At 55.8% G+C, this 14,547-nt stretch carries 11 protein-coding genes; 6 read left to right on the plus strand and 5 right to left on the minus strand.

Translation table 11 applies throughout. The annotated features are described in order from the left end of the window. Nucleotides 1-186 precede the first annotated feature (186 nt). Nucleotides 187-987 carry a helix-turn-helix domain-containing protein gene (locus tag AC0YNU_RS21240; protein ID WP_475760329.1) on the minus strand — a complete coding sequence of 267 codons (801 nt, stop codon included), beginning with the start codon at nucleotides 985-987 and terminating at the stop codon, nucleotides 187-189. Between the two features lie 204 nt (nucleotides 988-1,191). Between AC0YNU_RS21240 and tynA the strand changes: the two genes are divergently transcribed. After that, the gene (gene tynA / locus AC0YNU_RS21245) at nucleotides 1,192-3,489 is read left to right on the plus strand and encodes a primary-amine oxidase (protein WP_475760331.1); all 2,298 of its coding nucleotides are present in this window, start codon (nucleotides 1,192-1,194) and stop codon (nucleotides 3,487-3,489) included. A 161-nt stretch (nucleotides 3,490-3,650) separates the two neighbouring features. Here tynA and AC0YNU_RS21250 read toward each other — a convergent pair whose 3' ends face one another. Then, the gene (locus tag AC0YNU_RS21250) at nucleotides 3,651-4,562 is read right to left on the minus strand and encodes an SDR family oxidoreductase (RefSeq protein WP_475760333.1); all 912 of its coding nucleotides are present in this window, start codon (nucleotides 4,560-4,562) and stop codon (nucleotides 3,651-3,653) included. 281 nt (nucleotides 4,563-4,843) lie between these two features. On the opposite strand from AC0YNU_RS21250, the gene AC0YNU_RS21255 reads away from it, so the two are divergent. Next, the gene (locus tag AC0YNU_RS21255) at nucleotides 4,844-5,503 is read left to right on the plus strand and encodes a hypothetical protein (RefSeq protein WP_475760335.1); all 660 of its coding nucleotides are present in this window, start codon (nucleotides 4,844-4,846) and stop codon (nucleotides 5,501-5,503) included. Nucleotides 5,504-5,623: 120 nt separating this feature from the next. On the opposite strand, the gene AC0YNU_RS21260 is transcribed toward AC0YNU_RS21255, so the two are convergent. After that, nucleotides 5,624-7,687, minus strand: coding sequence for a CotH kinase family protein (locus tag AC0YNU_RS21260; RefSeq protein ID WP_475760336.1), 2,064 nt, complete (start codon nucleotides 7,685-7,687; stop codon nucleotides 5,624-5,626). A gap of 297 nt (nucleotides 7,688-7,984) precedes the next feature. Between AC0YNU_RS21260 and AC0YNU_RS21265 the strand changes: the two genes are divergently transcribed. The 3 genes from AC0YNU_RS21265 (at nucleotide 7,985) to AC0YNU_RS21275 (ending at nucleotide 11,720) form a co-directional block, all read left to right on the plus strand. Further along, nucleotides 7,985-8,977 (plus strand): ABC transporter substrate-binding protein, encoded by a 993-nt coding sequence (locus tag AC0YNU_RS21265; protein WP_475760338.1) that lies wholly within the window; start codon nucleotides 7,985-7,987, stop codon nucleotides 8,975-8,977. A 189-nt stretch (nucleotides 8,978-9,166) separates the two neighbouring features. Then, nucleotides 9,167-10,966 (plus strand): ATP-binding protein, encoded by a 1,800-nt coding sequence (locus tag AC0YNU_RS21270; RefSeq protein WP_475760341.1) that lies wholly within the window; start codon nucleotides 9,167-9,169, stop codon nucleotides 10,964-10,966. Between the two features lie 61 nt (nucleotides 10,967-11,027). Then, nucleotides 11,028-11,720, plus strand: coding sequence for a Dph6-related ATP pyrophosphatase (locus tag AC0YNU_RS21275; RefSeq protein ID WP_475760343.1), 693 nt, complete (start codon nucleotides 11,028-11,030; stop codon nucleotides 11,718-11,720). Between the two features lie 67 nt (nucleotides 11,721-11,787). Here the strand turns inward: AC0YNU_RS21275 and AC0YNU_RS21280 are convergent, their stop codons facing one another. Beyond that, a complete protein-coding gene (locus tag AC0YNU_RS21280; protein ID WP_475760346.1) occupies nucleotides 11,788-13,272 on the minus strand; it encodes a DHA2 family efflux MFS transporter permease subunit in 1,485 nt (494 codons plus the stop codon). A gap of 268 nt (nucleotides 13,273-13,540) precedes the next feature. On the opposite strand from AC0YNU_RS21280, the gene AC0YNU_RS21285 reads away from it, so the two are divergent. Further along, nucleotides 13,541-14,077 (plus strand): hypothetical protein, encoded by a 537-nt coding sequence (locus AC0YNU_RS21285; protein ID WP_475760348.1) that lies wholly within the window; start codon nucleotides 13,541-13,543, stop codon nucleotides 14,075-14,077. Between the two features lie 159 nt (nucleotides 14,078-14,236). Here the strand turns inward: AC0YNU_RS21285 and AC0YNU_RS21290 are convergent, their stop codons facing one another. Continuing rightward, nucleotides 14,237-14,530 (minus strand): hypothetical protein, encoded by a 294-nt coding sequence (locus AC0YNU_RS21290; RefSeq protein WP_475760349.1) that lies wholly within the window; start codon nucleotides 14,528-14,530, stop codon nucleotides 14,237-14,239. Nucleotides 14,531-14,547 lie beyond the last annotated feature (17 nt).

The raw sequence follows: 14,547 nt of genomic DNA on the forward strand, positions 1-14,547 counted from the left end.
AAAAAGAAATATCGAATCGTGCTCACTTTTTAGGAATGACCGCATTTTCGCTGTAATTCTGATGCTTGTGGAGGCTTCTTGCCGGAGAGCTGGTCATCGCAGACGAATTAATCCGAGTTAATCCGTGTTATATGCCTCTAACCCCTCTACATCCCTGAAGGGCAAAACAAAGGACCGGGCCGCCCGTCATTGCAGGGGTTCCGGTCCTTTATGCGATAATTTGCGAATCTGCACAGGCGTCAGTTGGCTGAACTGCTTGAATTCCTTCGTCAAATGCGCCTGGTCGAAGTACCCTCGCTCCATGGCAACGTCTGAGAGCGGTCTTCCTCCCCGCACGATGTCGCCGAGCGCCCCTTGAAACCGGACGATCCGGTTGTACAGCTTGGGCGATATGCCGACCTCTTGCTCGAATTTGACCCGCAAATACCGCTCCGAGTAGCCCGTATCCGCGGCCAAATGGCGGACCGTAACGGCGCCGTTCGTCCGGTGGATCGCTGTCAGGCAATAATCGAGCAGGCTGTCGGCCCGCATTGGCGCCCCGGTCAGCAGCGGCAGGCCATGCTGCTCGAAGCAGGCCATCCGCTGCGCGAAGCTGGCGCAGGCCGCCAACTTCTCGCACAGGAACGCATACGGGGCGAGTGCATCTTCGATCGGCGCCTGCACGTTGATGATCTCTTTCAGCGACAAGCCGGGCAGCAGCAAGCTCTGCTTGTAGGACAGCCGTACGCCGAAATACAAAGTGCCCGGCATCAGGCGGATTCCCGTCCCGTCCAGCACGCTTCCGCAGACTTGGGCGGAAGGATGGCTCGCATCGCAGCAGAACAGCAGGTCGACGCAGCCATCCGGCACGACGTTGATGGGATGATCCGCCGCATGCGTAACAAGCTGATAATAGATTGCGGGCTGTCCCGCATATAGGATCATTCGCTCTCTGTAACCGGTCGTTTGCCATTGAAGACCGTATTGAATGCCGCTTTGCATTGCCATGGGATTCCCGGCCGGACGCATTGTTTTCCCCCCGCAGGGTTGAATTTTGTATAACCATACCAGAGATTTTCCGAAATCGTCAACCACTCTATGTAATGTAACATGACGCAGAAGATTTAATTAGTTCCGTTTTTTACAATACCCACGTCAACATGTCAGATAAATTTACATCAAGAACAGAATGGACCTGGGAGGCTGGAACGGATGCGAAATGGGACAAGCAAGTTTGCGAAGAAATCGGTCATTTTGGGCACAGCGATGGCAGTGGCGCTGGGCGGAACAACGCTTGGGCCGCTGAAAGCGCCGATCGCCGAGGCGCACGGAGGCGCGGAAGAATTCGTGCCGCTTCGTCCGCTGATGGCGGAATTCGGCGCGACGGTGAAATGGGATGGTTTCGCGGGTACGATCACGCTGACGAAGAACAGCACGACGGTGCGGATTAAGCCGAACTCCAACATCGCGCTCGTGAACGGGCAGCGGCTGGAGATGGAAGGACCGGTCGTGCTGAAAGGGAACCTGGCGTACGTGTCGCATCATTTTGTGAACGAGGTGTTCCAATCCGGCCTCGATCAGACGTTTCGAGTCGAGACGACGCCGAATCCGCTCAATCCGCTCACGGCCAAGGAAATCGAGGACACGGTTACGATTCTGAAGGCGTCCGGCAATTACAAAGAGAGCTACCGGTTTACCGAGATCACGTTGAAGGCGCCGCCGAAGGAACAAGTATGGAGCTTCGACCTGACGGGGACGCCGGTAACGGCAGACCGTACCTCCGCGTTCGTCATCCTGGACGGGAAGACGGTCATGGAAGGCACGGTCGATCTCGTAACGAAGAAGGTGCTGACATTCAAGGAGATCGAAGGCGCGCACGGGATGATTCTGCTCGACGACTTCGCGACGGTGCAAGCCGCCATCGAGGCCAGTCCGGAATATGCCGCCGCCCTGCTGAAACGGGGCATTAAGGACGTGAAGCAAGTCGTCTCCACGCCGCTCACCGTCGGCTACTTCGGCGGGAAGGACGAGCTCCAGCAGGATAAGCGGCTGCTGAAGGTCGTGGCGTATTTGAACACGGGCGACGGCAACTATTGGGCGCATCCGATCGAGGATCTGGTCGCGGTCGTGGATTTGGAGCAGAAGAAGGTCATCAAGCTCGAGGATGCCGGCGTGATTCCGGTTCCGATGCAGCCGAAGCCGTACGATGGTAGCGACCAGAAGGCCTCGGAAGCATCCAAGCCGCTGGAAATCAGCGAGCCGGACGGCAAGAACTACACGATCACGGGCAACACGATTCATTGGAAGAACTGGGATTTCCATCTGCGTCTCGATTCGCGGGTAGGCCCGATTCTCTCGACCGTGACCTACGATGACGCGGGCAAGAAACGAAAAATCATGTACGAGGGCTCGCTCGGCGGCATGATCGTGCCTTATGGCGATCCGGATGTAGGCTGGTATTTCAAAGCGTACCTGGATTCCGGGGAGTACGGCATGGGAACGCTGACTTCGACGCTGCAGCGAGGCAAGGACGTCCCGGATAACGCCGTGCTGCTGGACGCCACGATCGCCGACTATACCGGCAAACCGATGACGATTCCGAACGCGATGTCGATTTTCGAACGTTATGCGGGTCCGGAGTACAAGCATCAGGAGATGGGGCAGGACAACGTCAGCGCGGAACGGCGAGAGCTGGTCGTACGCTGGATCAGCACGGTCGGCAACTACGATTACATTTTCGACTGGGTGTTCGCGGAGAACGGGACGATCGGCATCAACGCGGGCGCCACGGGCATCGAGGCGGTCAAAGGGGTTGTCTCCGAGACGATGCACGACGACACGGCCGCCGAAGACACGAAGTACGGCACGCTGCTCGACAATAACATCGTCGGCACGACGCACCAGCATATCTACAACTTCCGGCTGGACATGGACGTGGATGGCGAGCAGAACTCGTTGATGGAGGTCAATCCGGTCATCGCCGACAACACCGAAGGCGGACCCCGCGAGAGCACGATGCAGACCGAACAGCGGATCGTCTCGACGGAGTCGGAAGCTGCGCAGAAATTCGATCCGTCCACCGTCCGCCTCATCACGAACACGAACAAGGAAAACAAAGTCGGCAACCCGGTGTCGTACCAGCTCATCCCGTACGCCGGCGGCACGCATCCGATCGCCAAGGGCGCGCAGTTCAGCGACGACGAATGGTTGTTTAACCGCGTGAACTTCATGGACAAGCAGATTTGGGTGACCAAATACGATCCGGACGAACGCTACCCGGAAGGCAAGTACCCGAACCGCGCCGACAAAGACACGGGGCTCGGCCAATTCATCTCGGACGACGAGTCCATCGTCAATACCGACGACGTGGTCTGGCTCACGACGGGCACGACGCATATCGCGCGCGCCGAAGAATGGCCGATCATGCCGACGGAGTGGGTCTACGCGATGCTGAAGCCGTGGAATTTCTTCGACCATACGCCGACGCTCGGCTTGAACGGCACGAAGTAAGAAGAGCTTCACTGTCGGCTCGGGCTGCCCGGCGACACGGCAGAACAGCAAAAGCCGTTCCTTCATTCATCCGTGGATGAATAAGGGACGGCTTCTTCGTGCTTTTTTGTGCATTTTGTTCTTCTTCGTGCTTGCCGCTTGTTTGCTTATGCTTATGCTGCCTACCGGTACCCATCCGCATTCGCCGGTTTACCGGCTTCCTGCACTTCCACGATATAGCGCCAGGCATCCGGCTGCGAGCCGTCCAAATCCCGAAACCCATAGACTTGCGCAAGCTGGCCGCTCGATACGGATTCGCCGTTCCAGCGCGCAAGCTCCGGGTCGCCCGCCAGTGCGGCGACGGCGCGGCCTACGAACCGCGGCGATTCCGAGATGACGAAGTGCGGTTCCTTCCCGAGCGCATCGCGCCAGTTGTCTTCCCGAACGCCGAAGTGCTCGAGCATAATCTCGGAACGCATCCAGCCCGGCGTAACCGCAACCGCCGTGCACCCGTGCGGCCGAAGCTCGCGCGCCAGCGATTGGGCCATGCGGATGACCGACATTTTGGCCAAATCGTAGAACGTCGACAGCCGGTAGTTCTGATTGTTGTACGACGCCGTGCCGTCCGTCATCTCCACGACGAGCCCGCTCCCGCTTCGGATCAGCAGAGGCAGCGCGTAATGGCTCGTAATGAGATGCGTGTCGACCGCAAGCCGAAGCATGCGAAGCCCGCCCTCTAATGAATGCTCCCAAATCGGCACGTTCCACTCGATCAGATGCTCCGCGCCCCAAATATCGTTGACCAGCACGTCCAGCCGCCCCTGCTCGCGCTCGATGCGCGCAACCAACGCTTGAACCTGCTCGCGTTCGAGATGATCCACTGCGACCGCTATCCCTCTGCCCCCCGCGCGGGTAACAAGCTCGGCGGTCTCTTCGATCGTTTCCGGACGATTGTACTCGGAGCGCTGCGTTCTTGTCGTGCGTCCGGTTACGTACACGGTGGCTCCTGCCGCCCCCAGCTCGATCGCGATTCCTCGACCGGCGCCGCGAGTCGCCCCCGCTACCAAAGCTACTTTGCCCTCTAATCGTTTCATGATCGATTACTTCCCCTTTCAGCGCTTATTCGATTCCTCTATTATACGGGCCATTTTGATGTAATGGGGCAAAAACGCGGGGATGACAGGGGGCGGCGGCATGACGATCGATCTTGACGCGATTGCGAATGCATTCGCGATATCACATGCCTGCCGAAAGCCTATTTTCCGCATTCCGTTACGTTTGCCGGAGGCCGGTGGTTATTCACCCACTCCAAGCCTATCGGTTCCGAATATGTTGGGGGTGATCACACACTATTCGAATAGAGGGAGTGGTAGCTGTGCCCGGACTGTTACGCACAGTGAACGGAACGACCAGCCTTTTCGCAACGGCAAGCATCCGATCCAAGCAAGAAGGCATTCTGAGCGCAAACGTCGATGTGGTCACCAATCAGAGCCGCGGCGTCTCGGACATCTTCCTGAACATCACGCAGAACGCACGCAACGTAGCAACGTTCAAGATACAATCGCTGACCAGCACGAGCAGCAGGCTCACGGCCTCCTTCGGCGATGCAATCAAAGGCATCTCCAGCGCCAACCTCATTCTCCGCGACAAGAACGGCAAGCTCTCCGTTAGAGGGTTCATCAATAAGAAAGCCATCGTTCCGCTCAAATTCGGCGGTGGCGGCTGCGGCTGCAAAAAGTGCAAATGCTCGGATCCGAAGAAAGTCCGTTTCCAAGACGGCACGACGTTGAAGATCAGCATCGACCGTTCGCTCGAGCTTGCCCTCGCGCGATTGTTCGCGAAGCTTGCGCGCGAGATCGAGAAGCTGGTTCCGCGTACGCGCAGAGTCGGGGCCGCCGCTCCCGATCCCGCCTGCAGAGCGCGATGCGTTGATATCGGTAACCGCTGCCGGGCCGCCTGCGGTATCTTCGCGGCCTTGTGCGCTCCGATCTGCTTGACCGCGCAGACGGTGTGCATCATTCAGTGCGGTTTTTGATCGAAAGGCCGGGCATTTAGGGGAGCGGCGGTTACCCCGGCAGTCGCTTCGCCCAATGAGCAAGAACACGAAGAGTACCTCGCCGCATGAGCAAGGTACTCTTCGCTACATCCTTTACCTTTACTTCGCTTCGTTCGGACTACCCGCGCTCGCACCGTTCGCATTGTCCGCACCGTTCGCACCGTTCGCACCGTTCGGACGCCGATTGCCCATCTGCGATAACATCGCGATTTGTTCTTCGGTTAAGCCTAGCGCAACGAGCTTCGTTTTTGCTTCGTCCGTTAACTTGCCGCCGGCGTCTTGCAGAACCTGCATCGCTTGCTGCATGACATCGCGATCAAGCCCGTTCATCCCGGAAAATCCGCCTGGACCGCCCTGTCCGCCTGCGCCTCCCATGCCGCCGCGGTCGCCTCCGCCACCTTGAGCCCCGAGCGTTTGCAGGTTTATAGACGAGGCGTCGATAATCGCGCTGGAATCCTCTTTCTGTCCCTCCGTCGTCGAGGGTATCGTGCCGTCAAGCTGGCCTTGAATGCTCTCCGCGCGAAGGTCGCCCAGTTTCTTCAGCTCCGCGACTCCCGCTTGAAACTTCTCGAAGTCGTAGAAGGCCGTAGGGTCGTTCTTCACATAATCGGAAATCAGCGCGCTCAGCTTGTCGACCGTCTGATCGAATTTACCTTTGTTGAAGTAATCGTCGAGAATCTGCTGCAAATACTTGTGATACGTCTCCATGTACGCCGGCACCTCGAGCAGCTTGCCAAGCAGCGGACGATCTTCCAGGCTCACGCCCGACACCGGGGTGTCGATCGGGAAGTTCACGACATCCGACGCGCTGCCCGACTGGAAGCCGCCGAACGCAAGATTGTAATCCCATGGCAGGATACTGATTTGCCCGTCGTGCTCGTACAGATAATAGTTATGTCCCATATTCGATACATAGCTGTCGAGATTGACGACCACCGTGTGCGCGGCGAAATATTTCAGCACGGCGTCGACGTCCACGTATTTTTCAAGCTCCTTGCCCTCGCCGAGGTTCTTCAACGCTTCAATGACGCGCTGCTGGTCGGCGTCGTCCGTTTTCGTCTGCGCATTGTCGAAGATGGCGGAATAACTGCTGATCTGATCGTCGGTATACTGCAGGGAGACGCCGTTATTCGCCATTCCTTGCATCCCGCCGCCGTTCTGTCGGTTCGGCATCCCTTGCGCCGGATTCTTCGTCGAATCTGCAGAGTTCTTCGTCGAATCTGCAGAGCTCTTCGATGCATCCGTCGGACTCTTCGTCGCATCTGTCGAATTCTTCGTCAAATCCGCAGAGTTCTTCGTCGCATCTGTCGAATTCTTCGTCAAATCCGCAGAGTTCTTCGTCGCATCTGTCGAATTCTTCGTCAAATCCGCAGAGTTCTTCGCCGCATCAGTCGGATTCTTCGTTGAATCGGTCTTCGTATTCGAGTCCGGCGCGGCTGCAGCCGTCGAAGCGGATTTGCCGGAATCCCCGTCATTCTCCTCGGGAGGCGCAAAGCCCTGCCCGCCATTGGCGCCGCCGGGCATCTGCCCTCCACCGCCCATGCCGCCTGCACCTTTATCAGCCTCCGGCTTATACAGCTCGCCCTCATCGTTATAAGCACGTTCAAGATAACTGCTGTCGATATCCTCGACGGCCAGGTAGAGGCCCCATGTCTTGCCGTTCAGCGAGATATCCGCGAAAGCAAACAGCGGTGCCTTCACGCCAACCGTGGACATGATGTCATACGATAAGTACTCCTTTAGGCTTGTCGCGTCGGAGAAATTGTTGTTCAGCACGATTTTGTCCAGGCCCAGCCAGGTTTGACCTTCCACGTACTCGTCGAATTTAATCTTGAAGCTGTAACGGTCCGTCGTATCGTCCCGCACGATCGAAGAAAGGCTGGAATTGCCCTTCGGGCGAATGCCGACGTTCTTGATCGTCGTGCCGTTGATCGTAATGTCCGCCGGAATATATTCTTCGGCCGCCGCATTGTCCAGCATGGCCTGCCACTTGGTTTCGTCCGCTTTGATTTGAAACGACATGATTTTCGTTTTGTCCATCTGATTCACGTAGCCAAGCGACGCAGCTTCTGTTTTGCCTGAATTCAACATCGTACAACCGCTCAGCATGGATACGATCACGAAAGCCAATAGGCCTATTTTTGCAGCTTGTTTGATCGTCACGATTCTCTTCACCTTCCGTTCTTGTTTTAGGGTTACGGCAGCAATAGCTCTGCAGTCATCGACCCGACGTTTGGATTGCCAGCACAAAGGTAATGCCTCTGTGCCTCTATCTTAGGGGTCAAACCTTTAATGAATCTTAAAGGGATGGGCAAGTTAAATCATTCGGCCTATCTGACGGAGTAGGCAGCAATGCACGACTGCATAAATTCGTACTTGCCGAATCATGGAAGCTCCTCTATAATCATTAATTGATAATGATTATCATTATTAATAACGAGATAGAACAGGAGCACCCTAATGAAAAGATCCATCCCGCTCGTGCTTGCACTTGTACTGCTAACCCTGCTTGCATCGGCATGCGGCAAAGAAAATTCGCCCGCCGCCTCCACGAATGCCGCGCCGGCCGCGGACAACGAAACCGCAGCTTCGGCTAACGAGCCGGAGGCCAACCAGACATCCGGCTCCACCCACGCCTATACGGACTACAAAGGCCGACAAGTCGAAGTGCCTAACGATCCGCAAAAGATCGTCTATGTCGGTAGCAATCCCGGCGACCTGCTGGCGATCGGCATCAAGCCGATCGGCGCTACGCTAAGCGTCATCGGCAAACAGATCGCCTATCCGGATCTCATCGAAGGCATCGAGGACGTTGGTTATCCATTCGCGGCCGAGAAGATCCTTGCTTTGAAGCCGGACCTGATCCTGTTCGACGATTGGGACGAAGCTGGCATCGAGCAGCTGAGCAAAATCGCGCCGACGATCGTCGTTGGCCTGGACGGCACCTTCCCTACGGAAGAACGCGTCACTAAGATCGCCGAGCTGTTAGGGCGTACCGATGAGGCCAAGAAATGGTTCGACGATTATCATGCGAAGGCCGAAGCAACCAAAGCCAAGCTGAATTTGAAGGGCGACGAGACGGCGGTTACGCTGCTGCTGCTCGGTGCCGACATGTACATTATGGGCAATAAAGGCTTCAACCGGACGCTGCTCGGCGAGCTCGGCATCAAACCGTCGGACGGCTTGCAGAAGCTGATCGATAAGGACGAACGGTTCGTTGACGTGTCGGACGAAGTTCTGCCCGATTATATGGGATCGCTGATCTTCGCTTTGGGCGACAGCAGCGGCGAGACGACCGCAAGGCAGACCACGCTGACGGATAGCAACCTGTGGAAATCCAACCCTGCCGTTAAAGCCAATCACGTCTACTGGCTGGACAGCAAGTACAACTTCGACGATCCGATCACGCTGGATCGACTGTTGGATGAGATCGTCAAGGTGATGGGACGCTAATCGCTCCGCGGATAATAAAGAGGCCGGACTGACCGCCGTAATGGCGGCAGATCCGGCCTTTTCTCATTTTCTTTTTCTGACATCCCGCTCCTTAAGTACAAGTGTTTCATAAAAATATACATAATTTTTTTCATGCATCCGAAGTTAATGGTAGAGCTTTTTTGGATGTTAGGGGCGATTTGGTTACGTATGGCACATTCCTGGTTGGCGGTCACCGCATTTCTGCTCATTTTCTGTTCGGCATTTATTGGATTGAATCTCTTTGTGCGCCTATTCGCGGGCGGCTATACAAGGCGATTTTGGCTGATCAGCGCGGCATTCGTATTCGGAATCGGCATTTGGTCCATGCACTTCGTCGCGATGCTGGCCCATGCGTTTCCTGTAAGGGTCATGTACCACTTCAGCACGGTGTTTCTATCGATGGGCATTATCGTCGTGATGTCCTACGTAGCCTTGGCGTTATTTTCGTATGCTTTATCGGGTCCGTACAAGAAATTGCGGTATGCGGCCGGCGTCGTTCAGACAATCGGCGTATGTGCGATGCACTATGTCGGTTTGCTTGCGATGAAGACGTCGGCCGAGATGCACTTCAACCCGCTCCTTGCCGTCGTGTCGATTTTGCCGCTAATTCCCGCGTTCATCTTCGCCTTTCATCCGGACCGCATTTCAAAGGCGTGCGTACGGACGTCGATGGTCAGCGCGCTGCTCGTATCCGCGGCGATCAGCTTCATTCATTATGGCAACATGCCCGTCGTTCAGATGGAGCATATGCATAGCGCAGCCGATACGGCCGTGCATGATAACAATTTGATCCTGGCGTTGACGGTCATCTTCGTCGCTGCGATCATTTTCGTCTACTCGATCGTCATCATGCTCATCGACAACCGGTTGAAACAAAGCGAGGAACGGCTGCGACAGCTGAATCTCATGTATTCGCACACCCTGAATTCGGTGGCCGAAGGGATTGTCAGGCTGGACGATCAGATGAACGTCTTGTTCTGGAATTCGGCAGCGGAGAAAATAACCGGGTTCAGCCTCGAGGATGTTGTCGGCAGTCCGCTGTCGCATACGTTTCGGCGTACGAATTCGAGCGACGATACGTGCCTGTTTCAATCCGTTTATGAGACGGGCAGGGACAAGTTCGCGGAAGAAACGATTTTCCATAAGCACGGCCGACCGTTCCCCATCGAATACCACGTCTCGCCGATGTTCACGGACGAACAAGTAGTCGGTGCCGTCATTAATTTCACCGATATCTCCGAACGGAAGAAGAATGAATCGATGTTGCGGGAGTCCGAGAAGCTGTCGCTGGCCGGACAACTCGCAGCGGGCATCGCCCACGAGATTCGCAACCCGCTCACGTCGGTCAAGGGCTTCGTGCAGTTGATGCAGGGCGGCCTTCAGAAGGCCGACTACCTCCCGATCATGATTTCCGAAATCAACCGGATGGAGCTCATCATCAGCGAGCTGCTCATGCTAGCCAAGCCGCAGAACGCCCAATTCAAGCTGCGCAATTTAGTCGAACTGCTGGAGCATGTGATTTCGCTGATCGAATCGCAAGCCATCCTGCATAACGTGCGCATTTATTTCGAACGAACCGAACTCGATTATCCCATCCTATGCGACGCCAATCAGATCAAACAAGTGTTTATCAATATTATGAAGAATGCCATCGAAGCTGCCCAAGGCGGCGAAGTGAAGATCAAAGCGGAACGCCTCGGGAACAGGGTCGTCACGTCCGTCATCGACAACGGCTGCGGCATTCCGCCGGAAACGCTCAAGCACATCGGCCAGCCGTTCTTCACGACGAAGGAGAAGGGAACGGGGCTCGGGTTAATGATCAGCAACAAAATCATTACGTCGCATAACGGGACGATGGAGATCAACAGCATTCCGGGTGCCGGAACGACGTTTGCGATTTTGCTTCCGCTCGCTGTAGTTTCGAGTAATCGATCGATCTTGCCTGTTACTGCCGAGGCTGTTGTCTAGTGTTCGCTGTCCAAGGGGACATGGTACAATGCACAGAGCAGAACAAAGGAGGACAATCGGAATGAAAGAAACGCCAAGCTGGAAAACCGGCGCTCGCGGGCGTAAATTCATCGCGTCTTTTAGCGGGGGCAAAGATAGCGTTCTAGCCCTCTATAAATCAATGCAGGTCGGTGAAGCGATCGGACTCGTCGTCATGATGGAGGAAGAAGGGAAACGTTCCAGATCCCACGGAATGCCTCCGGAGCTGATCCGCGCCCAGGCCGAGTCGATCGGCTTGCCCGTGTATACGGAAGCCGCAAGCTGGGACGACTATGAAAACAAATTCATGATCCTGTTAGAACAGGCGAAGCGTGAAGGCGCAGAAACGTTAGTCACAGGAGACTTGGATATGCCCGTCGTGGGCTGCTGGCATGACAAGGTGACCCAAAATGCCGGCCTAAAGCTTGGCATGCCCCTGTGGGAAATGGATCATCTCGAAGCTGTCACGGAATTTATCGATCTCGGGTTTATCTCGATGCTGGTCACCGTGAATTTGTCGCTGGGGATGCGGGAAGAGGATCTGGGAAGAACGCTGACGCACGACTACGTCAAGGAACTGCAAGCTCGCGGTATCGACCCGTGCGGCGAAGGCGGCGAGTTCCACACCACCGTCATCGACGGTCCTGTTTTCAAGCACCCTATTCCTGTTCGCAAAGCCGGCATTGTCAGGAACGGCGAATATGCCTTTTTGCCTTTGGAGCTTCTGGGCACGTAAGCGACAATAACCAAAAAGAGGCTGCATGGTCCTTGGGACCGCGCAGCCTCTTTTCATGCCATGATTCTTAATGCCCCATCATCATCGGAGCACTAACCTGATCCGCTGAAGCTGCGTCGTCTTCGGAGACTTTCGGCTTCCGGAGCAGCAGAGCCAGCAAGGCACCGGCCGCGCCGATGCAGCCGGCGATGAAGAACGTATCTCCGAAAGAAGAGACGAGCGAGGCAGCCTCATCGCCCTTGCTCGCGGCCATGTGATCCGCTATCCGCGTGCTCAGGTAACTGGCCAATCCCGCAACGGCGAACGAGACCACGACTTGCTGGGCAGCCGACGTAAGCGGCGTTACCCGGCCTACGAGTCTGGCCGGCGCGGCTTTCAAGATATGCGTGTTCACCGGCATCATGGACAGCCCCATGCCGACGCCCATGATCATCGTCGCGATGATTACATAGCCCGCTCCCGAATCCGCTTGAATTTGCGACATATAGAACATGCCCGCGGTTACGAAGGCAATGCCGACCACGCAAACGGCGCGCGCGCCGAATTTATCGAACAGCTTGCCGCCGATCGGCATGAACAGACCCGTCATCGCGACTTGCGGCAGGATCATGAATCCGGTTTTGAGCGGCGCGTAATGGAACACCTGCTGCATGTACATCGGCACGAACAAGAAGGAACCGAACAAGGCCATGAACATCAACCAGGACGTGACGATGCCGATCGTGAAGTCCGAGGACTTGAACACGCGAAGCTCCAGTAACGGCTGTTTATGGCGAAACTCGACGATGATGAATAGCAGCAATGCGACGACGCCCACGATAAGGCTGACGAGCGTTTTCGTGGAACCCCAGTCCTTGCCGCCTTCGCTAACCGCGTAGGATAACGTCGCGAATGCGATCGGCGCGAGAAGCATGCCCCACATATCGAGCTGCGGTACGGTTTTGCGTTCCACTCTCGGCAAGTACTTGAGACCGACCAGAATCGCGATAATGCCGATCGGCAGATTGATAAGGAAGATCCAGTGCCAAGTCGCGTATTCGAGCAAATAACCGCCCAATACCGGTCCGAGCGCGGGGCCGAGCATCATCGGTATGCCGAGCATGCCCATGACCGCGCCTTGCTTGTTAGGCGGAGCGAGCTTGAAGATAATCGCCATCCCGATCGGCTGCACCATGCCTCCGCCGACTCCCTGAATGATGCGATAGATAATCAGCTGTTCGGGCGTCGCCGCAAAAGAACAAAGCAGCGAGCCTGCCGCGAACAAGAAGATCGTAATCAGAAAAATTTGCTTGGCGCCGAATCGATCGGTCAGCCAGCCTGCCAACGGGATGACCGCGGAAAGCGCCAGCGTATACGCCGTAATCGACCATTGCATCGTATTGACGGACGCTCCGAAATCATCCATCAACGTCGGCAAAGCAATGTTCATGACCGTGCTATCGAGTATGACCATGATCATACCGACGACGATCGCCATCAGCGGTCCCATGATCGCTTTCATCGAGAACGGCGCTTCCTCCGCAGCAACAGCTGCATTCGTATGGTTAGACAAGTTTTCCCCTCATTTCGTGTAATCTTTTACCAATAAACGGTACTATGATTATGGGGGAATTGCAATCGCCTAAAGGGGGTTCGGCGGCTTTTATTTTTGTTAAGGATTCGCTCCCCCGAACGGCAAACCGGCATGCCAAGCAGTAAAAAGCATCGCAGAAGCCTTGAGACTGCCAGGCAATGCTAGCAATTTTAGCGTGCAGGAAAATCGTGGATAGATGTTATAATCGTATTCAAACAACTGCACTTCAAAGGAGCTCTGCACAGCTATGTTATTCGCTCTGATCATTGGCTGCGAAGTCGCGTTTTGGGTGTTCGTGCTTGCCGGATTACTATGCCGTTATCCGCTTCGGCGCCAAAAGTTGGGGATGGTTCTTCTTGCCTGTACGCCGGCGGTGGATCTCGTTTTGCTTGCGGCAACCGTCATCGACCTGCATAGGGGTGGCGAAGCCGGCTTCGTCCACGGCTTGTCTGCCATCTATGTCGGCGTGTCGATTGCGTTCGGCAGCCGAATGATCCGTTGGGCGGATATACGTTTCGCGCATCGTTTTGCAGGCGGTCCCCCTCCAGCCAAGAAAATCAAAGTCGGAACCGAACATGCCCGCAATGAGCGGGAGGCGTGGCTCCTCCATCTTCTTGCCTGGTTCATCGGCTGCTCCTTGCTATTCGCCATTATTTTGTGGATCGGCGACGGAGCCCGTACAGCTAGCCTTTCTCAGGTCATCCGCCTATGGTCATTGGTCCTCGTCATCGATTTTATCATCAGCTTCAGTTATACGTTCTGGCCGCGCAAACCGAAAACGTAAGCCCGTTCCAAACACAAAGAGGGCAGCAACAGGTCGCTTGCGCCCAGCCTGTTGCTGCCCCCAAAAGCCTTATCCGGCACCGCATAGAGGCGCCTACTTCCCCCGTCGTGACGCATTTCTAGCTAAACGATATCCGGTCGCTCCAGCTGCCCTTGCGAACTACTGCTGCTCCTCAATCGAAATACCGTACTCCTCCGCGACTTTCATCAAGCGATTCTCGACGTTCTCGTAGTCTCCGACGTTGTTGCTTGCGACGACGATCGGATCATCCATTCCCTTGACGTGCATTTCGATCCTTTTCACCTGGACGGTCCAAAGCAGCTTCCTTACGGTAGCCTGCTCCTTCACCATACGATCGAGCCTGCTGTACGCTATCGTCCTCGGAGTACTTTCTTTTTCGAGCGTCAGCACCATTTCCCCGGCATCCAAGTTAATATCCACCACTTTCGGCATGTCTATCACCTCCAGAC

The sequence above is a fragment of the Paenibacillus sp. J31P316 genome, assembly GCF_056269105.1.

Coding starts and splice junctions, on each gene's coding strand:
- tynA (WP_475760331.1), top strand. CDS start 1,192: ATGCGAAATGGGACAAGCAAGTTTGCGAAGAAATCGGTCATTTTGGGC.
- AC0YNU_RS21270 (WP_475760341.1), top strand. CDS start 9,167: ATGGCACATTCCTGGTTGGCGGTCACCGCATTTCTGCTCATTTTCTGT.
- AC0YNU_RS21290 (WP_475760349.1), bottom strand. CDS start 14,530: ATGCCGAAAGTGGTGGATATTAACTTGGATGCCGGGGAAATGGTGCTG.
- AC0YNU_RS21250 (WP_475760333.1), bottom strand. CDS start 4,562: ATGAAACGATTAGAGGGCAAAGTAGCTTTGGTAGCGGGGGCGACTCGC.
- AC0YNU_RS21275 (WP_475760343.1), top strand. CDS start 11,028: ATGAAAGAAACGCCAAGCTGGAAAACCGGCGCTCGCGGGCGTAAATTC.
- AC0YNU_RS21240 (WP_475760329.1), bottom strand. CDS start 987: ATGGCAATGCAAAGCGGCATTCAATACGGTCTTCAATGGCAAACGACC.
- AC0YNU_RS21285 (WP_475760348.1), top strand. CDS start 13,541: ATGTTATTCGCTCTGATCATTGGCTGCGAAGTCGCGTTTTGGGTGTTC.
- AC0YNU_RS21265 (WP_475760338.1), top strand. CDS start 7,985: ATGAAAAGATCCATCCCGCTCGTGCTTGCACTTGTACTGCTAACCCTG.